Source organism: Pseudomonas sp. C7.1, from assembly GCF_056312395.1.
The window spans coordinates 301,531-318,044 of record NZ_JBWDTL010000002.1 but is presented as its reverse complement, the minus strand read 5'-3'; the positions used below and the strand labels follow the sequence as shown (position 1 = coordinate 318,044).

The 16,514-nt window shown below is 63.0% G+C and carries 20 protein-coding genes and 1 riboswitch; of the genes, 8 read left to right on the top strand and 12 right to left on the bottom strand.

All coding sequences use genetic code 11. The features are described 5' to 3' along the window. Positions 1 to 3: 3 nt before the first annotated feature. The 3 genes from AC0T4W_RS02725 to nrdR form a co-directional block, all read right to left on the bottom strand. Positions 4 to 666, bottom strand: coding sequence for a riboflavin synthase (locus AC0T4W_RS02725; RefSeq protein ID WP_476315752.1), 663 nt, complete (start codon positions 664 to 666; stop codon positions 4 to 6). 175 nt (positions 667 to 841) lie between these two features. After that, positions 842 to 1,000: riboswitch (FMN riboswitch) on the bottom strand. Positions 1,001 to 1,083: 83 nt separating this feature from the next. After that, a complete protein-coding gene (gene ribD / locus AC0T4W_RS02720; RefSeq protein ID WP_476315749.1) occupies positions 1,084 to 2,199 on the bottom strand; it encodes a bifunctional diaminohydroxyphosphoribosylaminopyrimidine deaminase/5-amino-6-(5-phosphoribosylamino)uracil reductase RibD in 1,116 nt (371 codons plus the stop codon). Between the two features lie 2 nt (positions 2,200 to 2,201). Next, entirely contained in the window at positions 2,202 to 2,666 is a 465-nt protein-coding gene (gene nrdR / locus AC0T4W_RS02715) for a transcriptional regulator NrdR (RefSeq protein ID WP_311090449.1), read from the bottom strand. A gap of 116 nt (positions 2,667 to 2,782) precedes the next feature. On the opposite strand from nrdR, the gene AC0T4W_RS02710 reads away from it, so the two are divergent. The 3 genes from AC0T4W_RS02710 (at position 2,783) to trxA (ending at position 4,835) form a co-directional block, all read left to right on the top strand. Continuing rightward, positions 2,783 to 3,238 carry a YbaY family lipoprotein gene (locus AC0T4W_RS02710; protein WP_476315746.1) on the top strand — a complete coding sequence of 152 codons (456 nt, stop codon included), beginning with the start codon at positions 2,783 to 2,785 and terminating at the stop codon, positions 3,236 to 3,238. Then, entirely contained in the window at positions 3,235 to 3,891 is a 657-nt protein-coding gene (locus AC0T4W_RS02705) for a class I SAM-dependent methyltransferase (protein WP_476315743.1), read from the top strand. Before AC0T4W_RS02710 ends, AC0T4W_RS02705 begins: the two co-directional genes overlap by 4 nt. Before the next feature lie 71 nt (positions 3,892 to 3,962). Further along, positions 3,963 to 4,835, top strand: a complete 873-nt coding sequence (gene trxA / locus AC0T4W_RS02700; protein WP_476315740.1) for a thioredoxin — start codon at positions 3,963 to 3,965, stop codon at positions 4,833 to 4,835. A gap of 159 nt (positions 4,836 to 4,994) precedes the next feature. Here trxA and AC0T4W_RS02695 read toward each other — a convergent pair whose 3' ends face one another. Next, positions 4,995 to 5,342 (bottom strand): hypothetical protein, encoded by a 348-nt coding sequence (locus tag AC0T4W_RS02695; protein WP_476315737.1) that lies wholly within the window; start codon positions 5,340 to 5,342, stop codon positions 4,995 to 4,997. A 126-nt stretch (positions 5,343 to 5,468) separates the two neighbouring features. Between AC0T4W_RS02695 and AC0T4W_RS02690 the strand changes: the two genes are divergently transcribed. From AC0T4W_RS02690 to AC0T4W_RS02675, 4 genes are read left to right on the top strand one after another with little or no spacing between them, the layout of a single operon-like run. Further along, entirely contained in the window at positions 5,469 to 6,065 is a 597-nt protein-coding gene (locus tag AC0T4W_RS02690; RefSeq protein ID WP_476315734.1) for a DUF2796 domain-containing protein, read from the top strand. Positions 6,066 to 6,112: 47 nt separating this feature from the next. After that, positions 6,113 to 6,823: an ABC transporter ATP-binding protein gene (locus AC0T4W_RS02685; protein ID WP_476315732.1), complete on the top strand. Its 711-nt coding sequence runs from the start codon at positions 6,113 to 6,115 to the stop codon at positions 6,821 to 6,823. A 2-nt stretch (positions 6,824 to 6,825) separates the two neighbouring features. After that, positions 6,826 to 8,091, top strand: a complete 1,266-nt coding sequence (locus AC0T4W_RS02680; protein WP_476315729.1) for an ABC transporter permease — start codon at positions 6,826 to 6,828, stop codon at positions 8,089 to 8,091. A gap of 11 nt (positions 8,092 to 8,102) precedes the next feature. After that, entirely contained in the window at positions 8,103 to 8,624 is a 522-nt protein-coding gene (locus AC0T4W_RS02675; protein WP_476315726.1) for a DUF3299 domain-containing protein, read from the top strand. Positions 8,625 to 8,849: 225 nt separating this feature from the next. Here the strand turns inward: AC0T4W_RS02675 and AC0T4W_RS02670 are convergent, their stop codons facing one another. Genes AC0T4W_RS02670 through AC0T4W_RS02645 form a run of 6 tightly spaced genes read right to left on the bottom strand, consistent with a single transcriptional unit; the run spans position 8,850 to position 13,707 of the window. Next, positions 8,850 to 9,947 (bottom strand): tetratricopeptide repeat protein, encoded by a 1,098-nt coding sequence (locus tag AC0T4W_RS02670; protein WP_476315724.1) that lies wholly within the window; start codon positions 9,945 to 9,947, stop codon positions 8,850 to 8,852. Position 9,948: 1 nt separating this feature from the next. Continuing rightward, positions 9,949 to 10,632, bottom strand: a complete 684-nt coding sequence (locus tag AC0T4W_RS02665; protein WP_476315721.1) for an energy transducer TonB — start codon at positions 10,630 to 10,632, stop codon at positions 9,949 to 9,951. Further along, positions 10,632 to 11,042, bottom strand: coding sequence for an ExbD/TolR family protein (locus AC0T4W_RS02660; RefSeq protein ID WP_476315718.1), 411 nt, complete (start codon positions 11,040 to 11,042; stop codon positions 10,632 to 10,634). Before AC0T4W_RS02660 ends, AC0T4W_RS02665 begins: the two co-directional genes overlap by 1 nt. Positions 11,043 to 11,052: 10 nt before the next feature. Then, positions 11,053 to 11,601 (bottom strand): MotA/TolQ/ExbB proton channel family protein, encoded by a 549-nt coding sequence (locus AC0T4W_RS02655; protein ID WP_476315715.1) that lies wholly within the window; start codon positions 11,599 to 11,601, stop codon positions 11,053 to 11,055. Continuing rightward, on the bottom strand, positions 11,594 to 12,940 hold the full coding sequence (locus AC0T4W_RS02650; RefSeq protein WP_476315712.1) for a MotA/TolQ/ExbB proton channel family protein: 1,347 nt from the start codon (positions 12,938 to 12,940) through the stop codon (positions 11,594 to 11,596). The genes AC0T4W_RS02655 and AC0T4W_RS02650 overlap by 8 nt, the downstream gene beginning before the upstream one ends. Continuing rightward, positions 12,937 to 13,707 (bottom strand): DUF3450 domain-containing protein, encoded by a 771-nt coding sequence (locus AC0T4W_RS02645; protein WP_476315709.1) that lies wholly within the window; start codon positions 13,705 to 13,707, stop codon positions 12,937 to 12,939. The genes AC0T4W_RS02650 and AC0T4W_RS02645 overlap by 4 nt, the downstream gene beginning before the upstream one ends. A 241-nt stretch (positions 13,708 to 13,948) precedes the next feature. Between AC0T4W_RS02645 and AC0T4W_RS02640 the strand changes: the two genes are divergently transcribed. Then, positions 13,949 to 14,635, top strand: coding sequence for an OmpW/AlkL family protein (locus tag AC0T4W_RS02640; RefSeq protein ID WP_476315706.1), 687 nt, complete (start codon positions 13,949 to 13,951; stop codon positions 14,633 to 14,635). 60 nt (positions 14,636 to 14,695) lie between these two features. Here the strand turns inward: AC0T4W_RS02640 and AC0T4W_RS02635 are convergent, their stop codons facing one another. Further along, complete coding sequence (locus tag AC0T4W_RS02635; RefSeq protein WP_476315703.1) at positions 14,696 to 15,631, bottom strand: NAD-dependent epimerase/dehydratase family protein; 936 nt, start codon at positions 15,629 to 15,631, stop codon at positions 14,696 to 14,698. Continuing rightward, positions 15,624 to 16,508 carry a sugar nucleotide-binding protein gene (locus AC0T4W_RS02630; RefSeq protein ID WP_476315700.1) on the bottom strand — a complete coding sequence of 295 codons (885 nt, stop codon included), beginning with the start codon at positions 16,506 to 16,508 and terminating at the stop codon, positions 15,624 to 15,626. Before AC0T4W_RS02630 ends, AC0T4W_RS02635 begins: the two co-directional genes overlap by 8 nt. Between the last annotated feature and the right edge of the window lie 6 nt (positions 16,509 to 16,514).

Below are 16,514 nucleotides of genomic sequence, written 5' to 3'. Positions count from 1 at the left end.
TCCTTATGTGTTCAGGTAGCCGTGTTCGGCGAGAAAACTTTCTGTCATGCCCGAGGCTTTCGGCTCGGCGGCCTTGTCACCGAGCAGTAAGCGCTCCAGGTAACGGGCAAGCAGATCCACCTCAAGGTTGACCTGCTGGCCAGGGCGGTAATCGACCATGATGGTTTCGGCCAGGGTGTGCGGCACGATGGTCAGCTCGAATTCGGCGCCGTTAACCGAGTTAACGGTCAGGCTGGTGCCATCAACCGTGATCGAGCCTTTGTGGGCGATGTACTTGGCCAACTCACGCGGCGCGCGAATGGTGAACTGCCAGGCACGGGCATTTTCCGACATGGCGACGATCTCGCCGACCCCGTCGACATGGCCACTGACCAGGTGACCACCGAGGCGACTGGTGGGCGTCAGGGCTTTTTCCAGATTGACCTTGCTGCCGGCTTTCAAACTGATAAAGGCGGTGTGCGCCAGGGTTTCGCGGCTGACATCAGCCCAGAAACCATCACCAGGCAACTCCACAGCAGTCAGGCATACGCCGTTGACCGCGATGCTGTCACCGAGTTTGACGTCAGCGAGGTCGAGCTTGCCGGTCGCCACATACACCCGCACGTCACCGCCCTTGGGCGTCAGTGCGCGAATGCTGCCAATGGCTTCGATTATTCCGGTAAACATGCCACCCCCTGTTTAGCGCCCACGACACAGCACCAGCAGATAACGCCAGAGATGCGCGGCACAAAATAAAAATCAGACATCTAGACCAACTCCTGTTTTATAAAAAAACAGGGCATATGATTGATAGGATCGATAGGGATTTCGAGGCATGCCTAGGCATACCTGATAGAGGCAATCCCGCTCTCTCTTTATCCGGACTTTAACCGTCGGCCCCGGAATCACACCGGGTCTGCTGACCTTGCCCCGTGCTTTACAGCACCAAGGCAAGCGCTCGCGGGCTAGGCATCACGCCATTACCGCCGGTGGGGAATTACACCCCGCCCTGAGAACGTTGCGGCCACTTGCGTAGCCGAGACGCGTTTTACCATAAATTGCCCGCACCATGCATGGCCAAGCGACCGCGTGAACAGCGGCCGATCAAACGGCCGGCTGCGGCACCGCGATAATTCGCCAGTCATCACCGACTGCGCGCATCTCGACAATTTTCAGCGCTGGGGCATCAGCCATCCGCGCCAACGGCAGGTCGAGTAATGGCCGCGCACTGGAGCCAAGCAGCTTGGGCGCCACAAACAACTGGTACTCATCCACTAACCCCAGGCGGGCAAAGGCCCCGGCCAGACGCGGCCCGGCTTCCACCAGCACTTCATTGGCGCCCCGGCTGGCCAGCTCAACCAGCAAGCGACGCAGGTCAACATGCCCGTTGCTGCCGGGCACGGCCAATAGTTCGTGTCCATCGTCCAGATAGCGATCACGCGCCGAAGCGGCCGCGCAGGTTGCCACCATGGCGGCACCGGCCTGGAAAAAGGCGGTGTTCAGCGGCACACGCAAGCGGCCATCCACCAGCACCCTCAGGGGCTGACGCGACAAGGCCATAAAGGTCTGTTCTGGATTCAAGCCCAGCTCACTTTCGCGCAGGGTCAAGCGCGCACCATCGGCCAGCACCGTGTCGGCGCCAGTGAGTACCACGCTGGAACGGGCGCGCAGGCGCTGCACTGCAGAGCGAGCTGCGGCCCCGGTAATCCACTGGCTTTCGCCGCTGGCCATGGCGGTGCGCCCATCCAGGCTCATCGCCAGTTTGACCCGCACAAACGGCAGGCCTTGCTCCATTCGCTTGATAAAGCCTGCGTTCAGCGCACGCGCCTCAGCCTCCAGCACACCGCTCTGCACCGCGATACCGGCGTGCATCAAACGCAGCAGGCCATCACCGCCGACCTGCGGATTAGGGTCCTGCATGGCCGCTACCACGCGGGTGACCCCGGCATTGATCAGCGCATCGGCGCACGGCGGCGTAAGGCCGTGGTGGCTGCAGGGCTCCAGGGTGACATAGGCGGTTGCGCCACGAGCCTGCTCGCCGGCCTGGCGCAGCGCGTGCACTTCGGCGTGGGGCTCGCCGGCACGGGCATGCCAGCCTTCGCCGACAATGAGCCCATCACGTACGATCACGCAGCCAACGCGCGGATTGGGATGGGTGGAGTACAGGCCTTTACGGGCCAGCTCCAGCGCGCGAGCCATAAAGGCGTGATCTGAATTCATCGTCAACCTTTGGCGGGTTCGCGGGACAGGCGGTCGATTTCCTCGCGGAATTCGTTGAGGTCTTGAAAGCGTTTGTACACCGAGGCGAAACGGATATAAGCCACTTCATCGAGCTTCTGCAGCTCGCCCATCACCAGCTCACCCAGCACCAGCGACTTGATCTCGCGCTCACCGGTGGCGCGCAGCTTGTGCTTGATATGGGCGATGGCCGCTTCCAGACGCTCGATGCTCACAGGGCGCTTCTCCAGCGCACGCTGCATGCCGGCGCGCAGCTTGTCCTCATCGAAGGGCTGGCGGCTGCCGTCCTGCTTGATCAGGCGTGGCATCACCAGCTCGGCAGTCTCAAAGGTGGTGAAGCGCTCTTCACAGGCCAGGCATTCACGCCGACGACGCACCTGCTCACCCTCGGCAACCAGGCGCGAGTCGATCACTTTGGTGTCATTGGCGCCGCAGAAGGGACAGTGCATAAATAAGGCCGGCGTTAGAACGAAGATAGCCATGGTAGCGCATCCCGCAGGCAAGACAAGCCGAGGGGTTTGCGGTATACAGGCGCCCATGCAAACCAGCGGAGTCGATACCCACAATGAAAGCCCCTAAGCCGTTACAACCGCTGATTCTAGTGAGCCTGCTTGCCCTGCTAACGGCCTGCGCCAGCGACAGCCCGCCGCCCGCAAAGCCCACCCCGCCCGCACCGATGCAGCGCCCGGCTGAAGCAGCGCCACTGCCGGCCTATCAGCGCGAGCTGAGCGGTAGCCTGTCGAATGTGCCCAACGAAGCGGATGTCGAGCTGGCCCTGCTGGCGGTCGATGAGCGCGGTCGGCCACAGGCGCTGCTGGGTAATATCCAGCTGAGCGGCACCGGCAGCCCGCTAGCGTTTCGCCTGCCGTTCAACCCGCAAACCTTTAACAAGCACAGCCGCATCGAATTGCATGGCCGCGCCAATCAGGCCGGCCGGCTGATTCTGCGTTTGCCGCCGCAGCCGATTGCCCGCGCTGAAACCCAGACCCTCGGTGAGCTGCACCTGGCTCCTGCGCCATGACGGCACCGGCCGCCTTGCAGGCCGCGCTCGGTGAGCGGCTGGGTGACGCCCAGCTCAGTGCGCAAACCCTGCCCGGCACTGCGATCAAACTATGGCTGATCGACCCGGCCAATATGGACCGCTGCTTCAGCCCGGAAGAAACCCGCCTGATCCTCGAAGAACCGCCCTACTGGTGCTTCTGCTGGGCCAGCGGCCTGGTGTTGGCGCGCTGGTTGGCCGAGCACCCCGAGTGGGTGCGCGGCAAGCGCGTGCTGGATTTCGGCGCAGGCTCAGGCGTGGCGGCGATTGCTGCGGCCAAAGCCGGCGCGCTGGAAGTGGTGGCCTGCGACCTTGACCCGCTGGCGATTGCCGCCTGCCAGGCCAATGCCGTACTGAATCATGTAGAACTGAGTTATTGCGCAGACTTTTTCGCCGAGGCCGATCGCTTCGACCTGATCATCGTCGCCGACGTACTCTACGACCGCGCCAACCTGCCGCTGCTCGATCAGTTTCTCAGCCGTGGCCATAAAGCGCTGGTGGCCGACTCGCGAGTACGCGATTTTCAGCACCCGCTGTACCAACGCCTTGGCGTACTCGAAGCCTGCACCTGGCCGGATCTGGCCGAGCCGGCGGAGTTTCGCCATGTCAGCCTGTACCACGCCGAACGCAGCTAAACGCCCTTGTATCCGCCGCGCCGCGCCCGCATTTATAGTTCATCCCATTTTTCGCACCACCGAGAGCGACCATGAGCAACTCCCCTTACATCGTTGATATCGCAGGCAGCGCCAGCTTCGAACAGCTGGTGATCGAGAACTCTTTCCAGAAACCGGTGCTGGTGGATTTCTGGGCCGAGTGGTGCGCGCCGTGCAAGGCGCTGATGCCACTGCTGGCGAAGATCACCGAGGAATATAACGGCGAGCTGCTGCTGGCCAAGGTTAACTGCGATATCGAGCAGGACATCGTCGCTCGCTTCGGCATCCGCAGCCTGCCTACCGTGGTGTTGTTCAAGGATGGCCAGCCGGTGGACGGCTTTGCCGGCGCACAACCCGAGTCGGCGATTCGCGAGATGCTCAAGCCGCATGTCGCCGAACCGGCACCGGCTGCCGCCGATCCGATGGAAGCAGCCCAGGCGCTGTTCAGCGAAGGCCGCTTTGCCGATGCCGAGGCGGTGCTCAAGGTGCTGCTGACGGAAAACAACGAACACTCTGCCGCGCTGATTCTCTACGCGCGCTGCCTGGCTGAGCGTGGTGAGCTGGGCGAAGCTGAAACGGTACTGGGCGCGGTAAAAGGCGATGAACATAAACAGGCCCTGGCCGGTGCCCGCGCGCAGCTGACGTTTCTACGCCAGGCCAGTGAGCTGCCCGATGTCGCCAGCCTGAAGACCCGCTTGGCGCAAAACGCCGAAGACGATGAAGCAAGCTACCAGCTGGCCATCCAGCAACTGGCGCGCCAGCACTACGAACCGGCGCTGGATGCCCTGCTCAAGCTGTTTGTCCGCAACCGTAGCTACGCCGACGGCTTGCCACACAAGACCCTGCTGCAAGTCTTCGACCTGCTCGGCAACGAGCACCCGCTGGTCACCGCCTACCGACGCAAGCTGTACCAGGCGATTTACTGACGCTGACTGTAGGCTGGGTTGAGCTCGCGAAGCCCAACATTGCGTTCGTTAGCCGAACGTCCTGAGCAGCGCGAAACCGAGCGCAACTACGAACCGCACTACCAGACCGTCGGGCGTAGCACTACGCGCTACCTGTTGCTTCGCAGGCTCAGCGCCAACCTACGCCTGCTCGCCAACCCAGTGATAGACCGGCGCATCAACCCCCGCCTCTACTCGCGCCTGCGCGCAATGACGCAGGCGCACCAGCAAGCGCTTGCCTGCGGCCTCGCCGCCCGCCAGAGCCGCCAGTTGTCCGAGCAATTGCGGCCCCTCGATCTGCCCGGCCTGACGCAGCAACTCCAACGTGGTCTGCCATAGCGCATCGTTGGCCACCGGCGCGGCAGCTGCTACCGGCGCAGCGGGCGCTTCAAGGCCCACATGCTGGGCCAACTGCGCCCAATCCTGCGCATCCAGTTCAACCGTCAAATCCACCGGCCAAGCGCCGATCTGCCCACGAATTCGCACCATTAGCCTGCCCTCAACTGATCAGCCGCCATGCTCCCACGTCCGTAGTTGGCCGCCAAGCAAGGCTGGCCAGGCAGACCATAAAGTTGTTATAACGTAACATGTAAATATTTCTGACCGGAGTTCACCATGCGCCGCCTGCTACTTGCCCTGCCGTTTGCCCTGCTGCCCCTTGCCGCTAGCGCTGCCGAACACAGCCATAAACACGACCACGAGCATGATCACGCCGAGCACAGCAGCCTGGATGCCCATGAACATGGTTCGGCGCAACTGAATGTGGTGCTTGAAGGCAAAGTGCTGGAATTGCAGCTGGAAAGCCCGGCGATGAACCTGGTGGGCTTCGAGCACGCTGCCAAGAGCGACGACGATAAAGCCAAGATCGCCGCCGCACGCAGCCAGCTGACGCAACCACAAACACTGTTCGGCCTGAACGCAGGCGACTGCAATATCAGCAAACAAGAGCTGGAAAGCCCGCTGTTTGCTGAACATAAGCACGAAGAGCATGAACATGAAGAACACCATGAGCACGCCGACGACAGCGAGCACAGCGATATCCACGCGCACTACAGCCTCGACTGCCAAAAGCCTGAAGAATTGAAACAACTTAACCTCGGCGAACTGTTCAAGCGCTTCCCCGCCACCGAGAAAATTCAGGTACAACTGATCGGCCCGAATGGCCAGCAGGGCCTGGAGCTGACGCCCGCGCAGCCGACTCTGAGCTTCTAATCACTACTTTGCAGCAGAACGGCCGGGGTAACCCGGCCGCTTACTTTATGAGTTCAGCCCTGATCCAATTGTCCAATCTCGGCTTTGCCTGGCCCGGCCAGCCCGAGCTGCTGGACATCGACACGTTCACTCTGCAGCGCGGCGAAAGCCTGTTTCTCAAAGGCCCCAGCGGCAGCGGCAAGACCACCTTGCTGGGCTTGCTCGGCGGTGTACAGAAACCTAATCGCGGCAGCATCCAGCTGCTTGAACAGGACTTGAGTACGCTGTCCGCCAGCGCCCGCGACCGCTTTCGCGTCGATCACACCGGCTACATCTTTCAGCAATTCAACCTGCTGCCGTTTCTCTCGGTACGTGAGAACGTCGAGCTGCCCTGCCATTTCTCCACACTGCGCGCCAGCCGCGCCGTGCAGCGCCATGGCAGCGTGAGCAAGGCCACCAGCGCCCTGCTCGCCCACCTCGGCTTGCACCAGCCGGAGCTGCTGCAGCGCCGCGCCGGCGATCTATCAATCGGTCAACAGCAGCGCGTCGCCGCCGCCCGTGCGCTGATCGGCCAACCGGAGCTGGTGATCGCTGACGAACCCACCTCGGCACTGGACGCCGACGCCCGCGAAGCCTTTCTCGAATTGCTGTTCGCCGAATGCCGCGCCGCCGGCTCCAGCCTGCTATTTGTCAGCCACGACCAAAGCCTGGCGCGCTTGTTCGACCGCAGCCTGTCGCTGGCCGAGCTAAACCGTGCCACCCGCCTGGCGGAGATTTAACGATGTATCTACTGCGTCTCGCCCTGGCCAGCCTGGGCAACCGCCGCTTTACCGCCTGGCTGACGGTATTCGCCATCGCCCTCTCGGTGTGTTTGCTGCTCGCGGTCGAGCGGGTGCGTACCGAGGCCCGCGCCAGCTTTGCCAACACCATCAGCGGTACTGACCTGATCGTCGGCGCCCGGTCGGGTAGCGTGAACCTGCTGCTGTACTCGGTGTTCCGCATCGGCAACGCGACCAACAATATCCGCTGGGACAGCTTCGAGCAGTTCGCCAAGCACCGTCAGGTTAAGTGGGCCATCCCGATTTCGTTGGGCGATTCGCATCGCGGCTACCGGGTGATGGGCACCAGCCCGGCGTATTTCGAGCACTACCGCTACGCCCGCACCCAGCCGCTGCAACTGAGCAGCGGCCGCGCCTTTGCCGATGACCCGTTTGAAGTGGTGCTCGGCGCGGAAGTGGCCCAGGCGCTCAACTACAAGCTCGATCAGGAGTTGGTACTGGCCCATGGCGTGGCCACCATCAGCCTGGTCAAACATGACGACAAACCGTTCAAGGTAGTCGGCATCCTCAAACGCACCGGTACGCCGGTGGACCGTACCCTGCATATTTCCCTGGCCGGCATGGAAGCCCTGCATGTTGACTGGCAAAACGGCATGCCGGCGCGTGGCGCGGCCAAGGTCAGCGCCGAACAAGCGCGGGCCATGGACCTGCAGCCCAAACAGATCACTGCAGTGCTGCTCGGCCTGAACAGCAAGATCGCCACCTTTAGCCTGCAACGGGAGATCAACGAATTTCGTGGCGAGCCGCTGCTGGCGATCCTCCCCGGCGTGGCCCTGCAGGAGCTGTGGAGCCTGATGGGCACCGCCGAGAAGGCGCTGTTCGTGGTGTCGCTGTTCGTGGTGCTGACCGGGCTGATCGGCATGCTCACGGCGATTCTCACCAGCCTTAACGAGCGCCGCCGCGAGATGGCGATTCTGCGCTCGGTGGGCGCGCGGCCCTGGCATATCGCCAGCCTGCTGATCGTCGAGGCCTTTGCCCTAGCCCTGGCCGGTGTACTGCTCGGCTTACTGTTGCTGTACCTGGGCATCGCCGGAGCGCAGGGCTATGTGCAGGCGAATTACGGCCTGTACCTGCCACTGAATCTGCCAACCCGCTATGAGTGGACGCTGCTCGGCGCTATCCTGAACGCCGCGCTATTGATGGGCTGTGTTCCGGCCTGGCGCGCGTATCGCCAATCCCTGGCCGATGGCTTATCGATCCGTTTATGAGGCTTTTTTGCATGCACCGCTCCCTGCTCGCCACCCTGCTGTTCACCCTGGCCCTGCCCCTGGCGGCCGCCGAGGTGCGCGAGCTGACCTGGTCGGAAATGGTCCCGGCCGACGCACCGCCACAAATCGTTGAACCGGCTCCGATGCATGACCTTTCGCAGCTGGCCGACGCCCTGGCAGAGTCCGGCCCGGCGGCCATGCAGCAATCACCCGCAGCACCCGTGGTGCAGGCGCTGGATGGCCAATCGGTAAAACTGCCGGGCTATATCGTGCCGCTGGATGTCACCGATGAAGGCCGAGTGACCGAGTTCCTGCTGGTGCCGTACTTTGGCGCGTGCATCCATGTGCCGCCACCGCCGTCGAATCAGATCGTCCACGTCACCAGCGAGCTGGGCGTGCTGCTGGATGCGCTGTACCAGCCGTTCTGGATCGAAGGACCGCTCAAAGTCGAACAGACCAGCAGCGAACTGGCCGAAGCGGGCTATCAGATGGAAGCCGAAAAGATTTACGCCTATGAGCTGCCGGAGAGCTGAGACACAGCGCAGCAAGCAGAGCCGTTGGGTGGGTTAGCGACGCAGTACGCCGACTGATCAACCGAACACGATCATGGCGCGGCGCGTAACCCATCACGCGATAGACCGCGTTGCGCCGATGGTGGGTTACGCCGCGTCCCGATTGGCGTGATGTTTGGCAATGGTGGCGCGGCTAACCCACCCTACAAAAGCGGCGTACCACACGCTATGCGTGCAACAAACCAACTAGCCGGCGCGGGCCAGGCGTTTGTCGCGCTGGTAGCTCAACTCACTTTCCGCCCACTGGCGCCAGGCGCGCACTTTGCTGCGCTCGGCGCCGGCACGTTCGGCCTTGGCCAGGGCGTCGAGCCCGGCTTGCCAGCGCGCCTGTTCCAGCTCCAGCTGGGCCAGGTGCAGCCAGTGCTTGGCACTGCCCGAGCGCTGCGCCAGTTCGCGGAAGATCAGCGCCGCCTTGCCGCGTTCACGGGCTTGCCACCAGAGCAACCCCAGACGCTCTTCACGAGCACGGGTGCGTGGCAACAGCCCCTGGTCGAGCATACCGGCGAGCAGCTTGGCACCCTGCCAGGGTTGGTCGGCAGCACCCGCCAGCAGCACCAGGTTATCCAGCTCGCTTTCGCTGAAACGCAGGCCCTTTTGGTACGCCGCGCGCAAGGTCGCTAGCGACTTGTCGTGGCTACCGCTCAGCTGCTGCAAGGCTGCCAACTGACGCCAGCCCCGGGCGTTATTCGGCTTGCGTGCCAGTAGTTGGCGCTGCCAGCGCTCGGCGGCGGCGTATTTCTTCAGGTCCGCGTTCATTGCCACGAGAAACTGCAGCCAGCTATCGGCGGCCTGCGGATTAGCCTGCACATAACGCTCGGCCAGCGGCAGCGCCTTGGCCGGCTGACCAAGCCCCTGATAGGCCTGCACCAGCATCTGCAGCACCTCTTCATTGGCATTCGCCTGGCCTGGCGCGAGCAGAGTCACGACGCGGGCGTAGCGGCGCTCGACCAGGTTTAGACGGGCTAGATTCAACGCTTCGGCGGCCTGCAGTTCGGCGTCCAGCTTGCCGCTTTTCAGTACCTTTTCCAGCAATTCGATGGCCTGGGCATTCCGCCCTTCGGCCCAAGCCAGATAACCTTCGCTGCGCCACAACAGCGCTTCTTCCAGGCTGCCAGACGTGCCCGTGACGCCAGCCAGGGCCCGGCGCGCGGCGGCGTAGTCACCCTTCTTCTGTGCGCTCTGCGCCGTATCCAGCGCGCGAAACACGCTCGGATCAACACTTTGCCCAGCCGCCTGCGCGGCACCAGCGCTACACAGCGCGATCAGCAACAGTAGACGATACATATCAGCGAGCTCCTTCCAGACGGAAGTACAGGGTTTTCACCGCTTCACGGGCCACCGCCAGGCCGCTTTCGGTGCGCGGTGCAAAGCGCCAGCGCACGGCGGCACGGCGGGCTTCGCGCTCGAACACGTTCTGCGGGCTGGCGTCGATAACCCGCACGTTCTCCACCGCACCGGCGCGGTTGATGGTGAACGCCAATTTTACGTGGCCTTCGATGCCACGCTGCAAGGCGTAACGCGGGTATTCCGGGCTGACATCATTGAGCGGCATCACTTCACTTTCCGGGCCGCCCGGCTGACCACCCGCATCGCTGGGGGCTGGCGCGCTTGGCGCCGAGGCGCCTGCAGCCAGGCCCGTGAGGCTCGGTGTCGGCGCGCTATTCACGGCAATGCCGCTGCTCAGGCTCGGCACCGGCAGGTCCAGCGCCGGCAGGTTGGCGCTCGGGGTCGCTGCTATCGGTGTGGGCGGGGTCGGCGTCTGCGGCGTTTGTGCTTGCGGCGGCTGCGGTGCCTGCTGGCGGGTGCGCGTCGCAGTGTCGCTGGAATCGCCGTCGAGGCGGACGAAGTTGGCCACCGTCAGCGGCTCATCAGTCGGCTTGCTGCTGGGCGGCGCGACCATGTAAAGCATCAGGCCGAACAGCGCCAGCGCCATCATGCAGGCCGCGACAAAGGACAGTGGCAAACGCATCAAAGCGCTCCCGCCGTAGCGGCCAGAGCCACATCCTGCACGCCGGCCAGGCGCGCTTGATCCATCACCTGCACCACCAGGCCGGTACGCGCGTCCTGATCGGCCTGCACCACCACGGCGCCATCGGGTTGGTCGACGCGCATGCGCTCGACGTGGGCACGCACGCTGCGCACGTCGACGACTTTCTTGTCCATCCACACCTGCCCATCGGCGGTGATGGCGATGAGGATATTGCCTTTGTCCTGCGGGCTGGCGGTTTGCGCCTGGGGCCGCTGCACTTCGACGCCGGATTCCTTGATAAAGGAGCTGGTGACGATAAAGAAGATCAGCATGATAAAGACCACGTCGAGCATCGGTGTCAGGTCGATGCCAGTGTCTTCGTCTTGCTGGTGGTGACGGCGCATTCTCATGTGTCGAGTCTCATTCGTGACGCAGCTGGTCAGCCAGCCGCTTTAGGGCCCGGCGGGCATCGCGTTCGAGGCGCGCCAGGCTGAACAATCCACTAATCGCCAATACCATGCCGGCCATGGTCGGCAGAGTCGCCTGCCAGACCCCAGCGGCCATGCCGCGCGGGTTGCCGGTGCCATTGATGGTCAGTACGTCGAACACCGCGATCATGCCACTGACCGTGCCGAGCAGGCCCAGCAGCGGGTACATCGCCACCAGGGTCTTGCTGATGCGCAGCGGCCCGAGCAGGTGCTGTTGCGCCTGGGCCAGCCAGGCGCTGCGCACTGCGCGCTGCCAGTTGCCGTTATCGTCCTGCAGCACCAGCTGCCAGGCCTTGCGCCGCTCGCGGCCCCACTGCGGGAACACCCGGCGCACATACCAGAAGCGCTCGAACATCAGGGTCCAGAACACCACGCACAGCCCAGCCAGCGCCCACATCACCACACCACCGGCGCTCATGAAGTCGAGCAAGGCATGGCCGCTGTCCACCAGGCGCAACCATAGCGCCAGCCAATCAGTCACGGCGCGGTGCCCCGGACAGGTGCAGGGCAATCAGCCCGGCGCTTTGTTGCTCCAGCAGCTGAATCAGGCCCTTGCTGCGACTCGCCAGCAGGGTGTGCAGGAACAGCAGCGGAATCGCCACCACCAACCCCAGCACCGTGGTCACCAGCGCTTGCGAGATACCGTCGGCCATCAGTCGCGAATCGCCGCCACCGCCCTGGGTAATCGCCTGGAAGGTGACGATCATGCCGGTCACGGTGCCGAGCAGGCCAAGCAGCGGTGCAACTGCCGCCAGCAGCTTGAGCAGGCCCTGGCCTTTTTCCAGCGGCGGGGTTTCCTGCAGGATCGCCTCGTCGAGCTTGAGCTCCAGGGTTTCCAGATCCGCCAGCTGAGGCTTCGGACCTAGAACACCGATGATCCGGCCCAGCGGGTTGTCGGCACGTGGCGCACTCAAGTTATGCATCTGCACACTGACGCCACGGCCCACTCGAGTCAGATAGACCATGCGCCAGACGGCCAGGAGCAGACCGAACGCGCCGAGTAGCAGAATCACCCAGCCGACCAGACCACCCTGCTGTACGCGATCCCAGAGTTTTGGCTGGCGCTGCAACTGCCCCAGCAAGGTGCCGCGACTCGGGTCTACCGGCAGGCTGGCGACTGCGGCGCTGCTGTCCAGATAATCCGCGACCTGACCCAAACCAGACGGCTGACGCGGCGGCGCCAGCAGCTCGCCGGCATCGGCGTCATAGCGCAGGAAGGCATCTGCGCCATAAACGGAGAACGCGCCAACCCGCAGCACATCCTGCACATTACGTGTGCCGTCGGCCGCGACCACCGGCAATTGCAGTCGCTCAACCCGACCGCTGGCGGTCAGGTCTTCGAGCAGCAGCATCCAGTAGCCATCGAGATCGGCGGCCGAGGGCAACGTGCGGCTTTCGGCCAGCGCCTTAAGGCGCGCCAAGCGCTCGGGGTATTGGGCGTTGAGCAGGCTGTCCTGCCAATGGCCGGCAACATCACCGGCGCTCTGCCGAACCACGCCGAACAGCTCGCCGAGATGACCGACGCGCTGGGTCAGCAGCTTTTCCTGCTCGGCCAGCAGGCTTTCCTGACGGTCGAACTCGGCCTTCAGTTGTTCGGCTTCGGCCTTTTGTGTGGCCAGGGCACTGCGAGCGCTGGCCAGCAGTTGCGCACGCTCGCCGCGCTCGGCAATAAAGGCCTGCTCGCGGCTTTGCATGGCGCTGACTTCAGCCGCGCGCTCGCTGCGAATACGTTGCAGCAGTTGATCCGGGGTCAGCGGTTCGGCAGCGCCTGCCAAGGCAGGCAGCAGGGCCAGGGTAAAGGCGAGAACACGACGATTCATGGCTTGGCCTCCAGCGCCAGGGTCTTCACGGGCAGGTCAAGCACGGCCGGGGCCTGCTCCTGGCGGGCAATTGCAATGGCCTGACGCAACGGGCGGCGGGCGCTGCCGTCGAGGAGCTGCCAGCTGCGGGTTTGCGGGTTCCACCAGCCACTCTCGTGGCCATCCAGGGTCTGGTAATACAGCATCACCCGGCCCAGGCGCAGGAACTCGACGCTGCGCGAAGTGCCTTCACTCGGCAGCTCACCGCGCCAGGCTTCCAGGGTGCGGCCGTAGTCGCTCTCAACCTGATAAGCCTCAAGAATGCGCCGGTATTTCTCGGCCAGGCTGACATCCGCACGCGGCAACAGGTCCTGCAACTGAGCCAAGCGGTCGCTGCGCTCGTCGGGCAGGAACGGCAGGTCGGCAGCGATAAACTCACCCAACACCTCAACCATGCGGCGCATCTGCGGCGTTACCGCCTCCTGAGTGCGCTCGATGCCATCGAGCTGCTGCTGATAGCCGGTCAGTTCTTTGCGCTGCGCCGCCACCAGCTCACGCAACTGGGCGTTATAACCTTGCAAAGCCTCGGCCTGCTGTAAGGCATTACGGTACTCGGTTAGCATTTCCCGGCTGGCGTCATCGAGCTGCTCGATGCGCGCCTGCGAGGCCTTGGCATCGGCGGCCAGTCGCTGACTTTCATCCAGCGCGGCATCCAGAGGGGTGGCCGCGAGCGGCGCACTGGCCAGAACCAGAGCGACTGCCAGCAGGCGCTTCGGCAGAGGGATCATGGGGCATTCCTTGTTAAGAGAACGTACATAAAGAGAACCATTATCAACTGCCTTACTCCCCTCAAGCAACCCGCACTAAGCCCGCCGCTACCCCATCAGCGCCGGATGCTGCGCTTCTCGTGGCCTGGGAAAGAAAAGTTAGATAGCTAGCTACTTTATTGAGCTGGATCAACAGTCGCTTTTTCCGCGCCCCTAACATCGCACTCAGCCAATACGAACCGATGCTTTATGGGAGCACATCATGCGTACCTCACTGTTTACCGCCTCACTGCTGACCCTGGCCATTGCCGCCCCACTGGCGCACGCGCACCAGGCTGGCGACATCATCGTGCGCGCCGGTGCCATCACCGTTGACCCGCAGGAGAGCAGCAGCGACATCTGGGTTGGTGCCCTCGGCACCGATGTGGCCGGCACCAAGGCGACCCTGGACAGCGACACTCAGCTGGGCCTGAACTTCGCGTATATGCTGACCAACAACATCGGCATCGAGCTGCTGGCGGCCACCCCGTTCAGCCATAACGTCGGCGTCAAAGGCATGCCAGGCGGCTTTGCCGGCCTGAACGGCAAACTGGGTGAACTCAAGCACCTGCCGCCGACCCTCAGCGTGGTGTATTACCCGCTGGATGCCAGCTCGGCATTCCAGCCCTATGTCGGCGCAGGCATCAACTACACCTGGTTCTTCGACACCGAACTGAGCAGCGAAGCAGAAGGCAAAGGTTTCAGCGGCCTGGATATGAAGGACTCCTGGGGCCTGGCGGCGCAGGTCGGCATGGATTACATGCTGACTGACAACATCATGCTCAACGCCCAGATGCGCTATATCGACATCGACACCACCGGCACCACCCATATTCTCGGTGACAAGGTCAAAGTCGATGTGGATGTCGACCCATTCGTTTATATGGTTGGCCTGGGCTATAAGTTCTAAGAATCAACAGCCAAACAAAAACCGGCCTATATGGCCGGTTTTTTGTCATCTAGAACAAACTCAAGACTGCGCCAGCAGACGCCGCAGCCCCTCGCGCATCGGCGTTGCCGCAGGTAGCTGGTAATGCGCCTGCAAGCGCCGATTATCCGCCCGCGAATGGCGAATATCACCGGCACGCACAGCCTGGTAATTGACCGCAGGCAGGCCGCCACACAATTCACCAATCTGCACCAGTAACTGATTCAGGCTGACCGCCTGGCTCCAGCCAACATTCACCGCCCCTGCCACTACCTCTGGCGCAGTCAGCGCCTGGGTCAGTAGCGCGAGCAAATCTTCGACATAGAAGAAGTCGCGGGTCTGCTCACCATCGCCAAACACGCTGACTGGCAGACCTTGCTGAACGCGCTGGGTGAAGATGCTGATTACTCCGGAGTACGGCGAGGATGGGTCCTGACGCGGCCCGAATATATTGAAGAAGCGGAAGATCGCAGGTTCCAGGCCATGCTGACGACGATAGAAATCCAGGTACTGCTCGCTAGCCAGCTTGTCGGCGGCATAGGGTGTCAGCGGTGCCTTGGGCGTATCTTCATCAATCGCCAAACCCTCACCGTTATTGCCATAAACCGCCGCACTGGAGGCGAACAGCACGCGCTTGATGCCATGCACGCGCATGGCCTCGCAGACATTCAGGGTGCCGACAAAATTGCTCTGGTGGGTGGCCACAGGGTCATCCACCGAGGCTTGCACCGAAGCCACTGCGGCTAAATGCGCAACGGCCACGCAACCGGCAACTGCTTGCGCCACCACCGCCGAGTTGGCCACATCACCCTGAATAAACTGCAACTGCGGATTATCCAGTGGCAGGTTAGCCAACTTGCCCATCGACAGATTATCCAGCACGCGCACGCTAAGGCCTTGCGCCAACAACGCATCGACCAGGTGCGAGCCGATAAAGCCGGCACCGCCGGTAACCAGAACAGGGCGCAAATCAGACATGACGGTAATAACGATCCAGTAGGCTCGGCAAGCCCGAGCGCCAAGCACGCGGCTTGATGCCGAAGGTGTGAAGAATCTTCTTGCAGGACAGCACGGCATGCTGCGGCTCTTCAGCTGCATCCGGACGGGCGCTGTGCGCCTGCGGTTTGATCTCATCGACCAGGTTGCTGCGGAAGTTGCGCGCCTCGCTGAGCACCGCCTGCCCCAGCACCAGCGAAGTAGTCGCCTCATGCCCGCCGTAGTGATAGGTGCCCCACAGCGGCGTCTGGCAATCGAGCTGCTTGAGCACGGCAAGGATCACCCGCGCGGCATCGTCCACTGGCGTTGGGTTGCCGCGCCGATCATCAGCCAGCAGCAGCGGCTCATCCTGCGCGGCGCGGATGAGAAAGCGCCCGAGCAAACCATTGGCGCTGTCATCCAGCAACCAGCCGAAACGCAGCAGCACATGCCGTGGGCAGATTGCCCGCACACGCTGCTCGAAACGCCACAGTGCCTGCCCACGTACACCCAAAGGCACCGGATCTTCCTTTTCGGTGTAGGCGGTCGCCCGCGAACCATCGAATACCCGATAACTGGAGGGTTGCAGCAGACGGATCTGGTGATACTGACAGAGCTCAGCCAGGCGCTCGACGGAGCGCTCCTGGGCAGCAACATGCGCCTCGCTAACCCCTTCGGCCTGGAACCAGTCGAAGTAGTAGGCAAGGTTAATCAGGGCATCGGGACGGGTGTCATCAAGCAACTGGGTCAGGCTGGCGGGGTCCCAGCCTGATTCCGGCGGCTTGGGTGCGAGAAAGCCAATGTCTTCCTCAGCACCAAGGCGGATCAGGGCTTGCCCCAACGCATTACCGCCACCCAGCAGCATCAGCCGCATACGCATGATCGA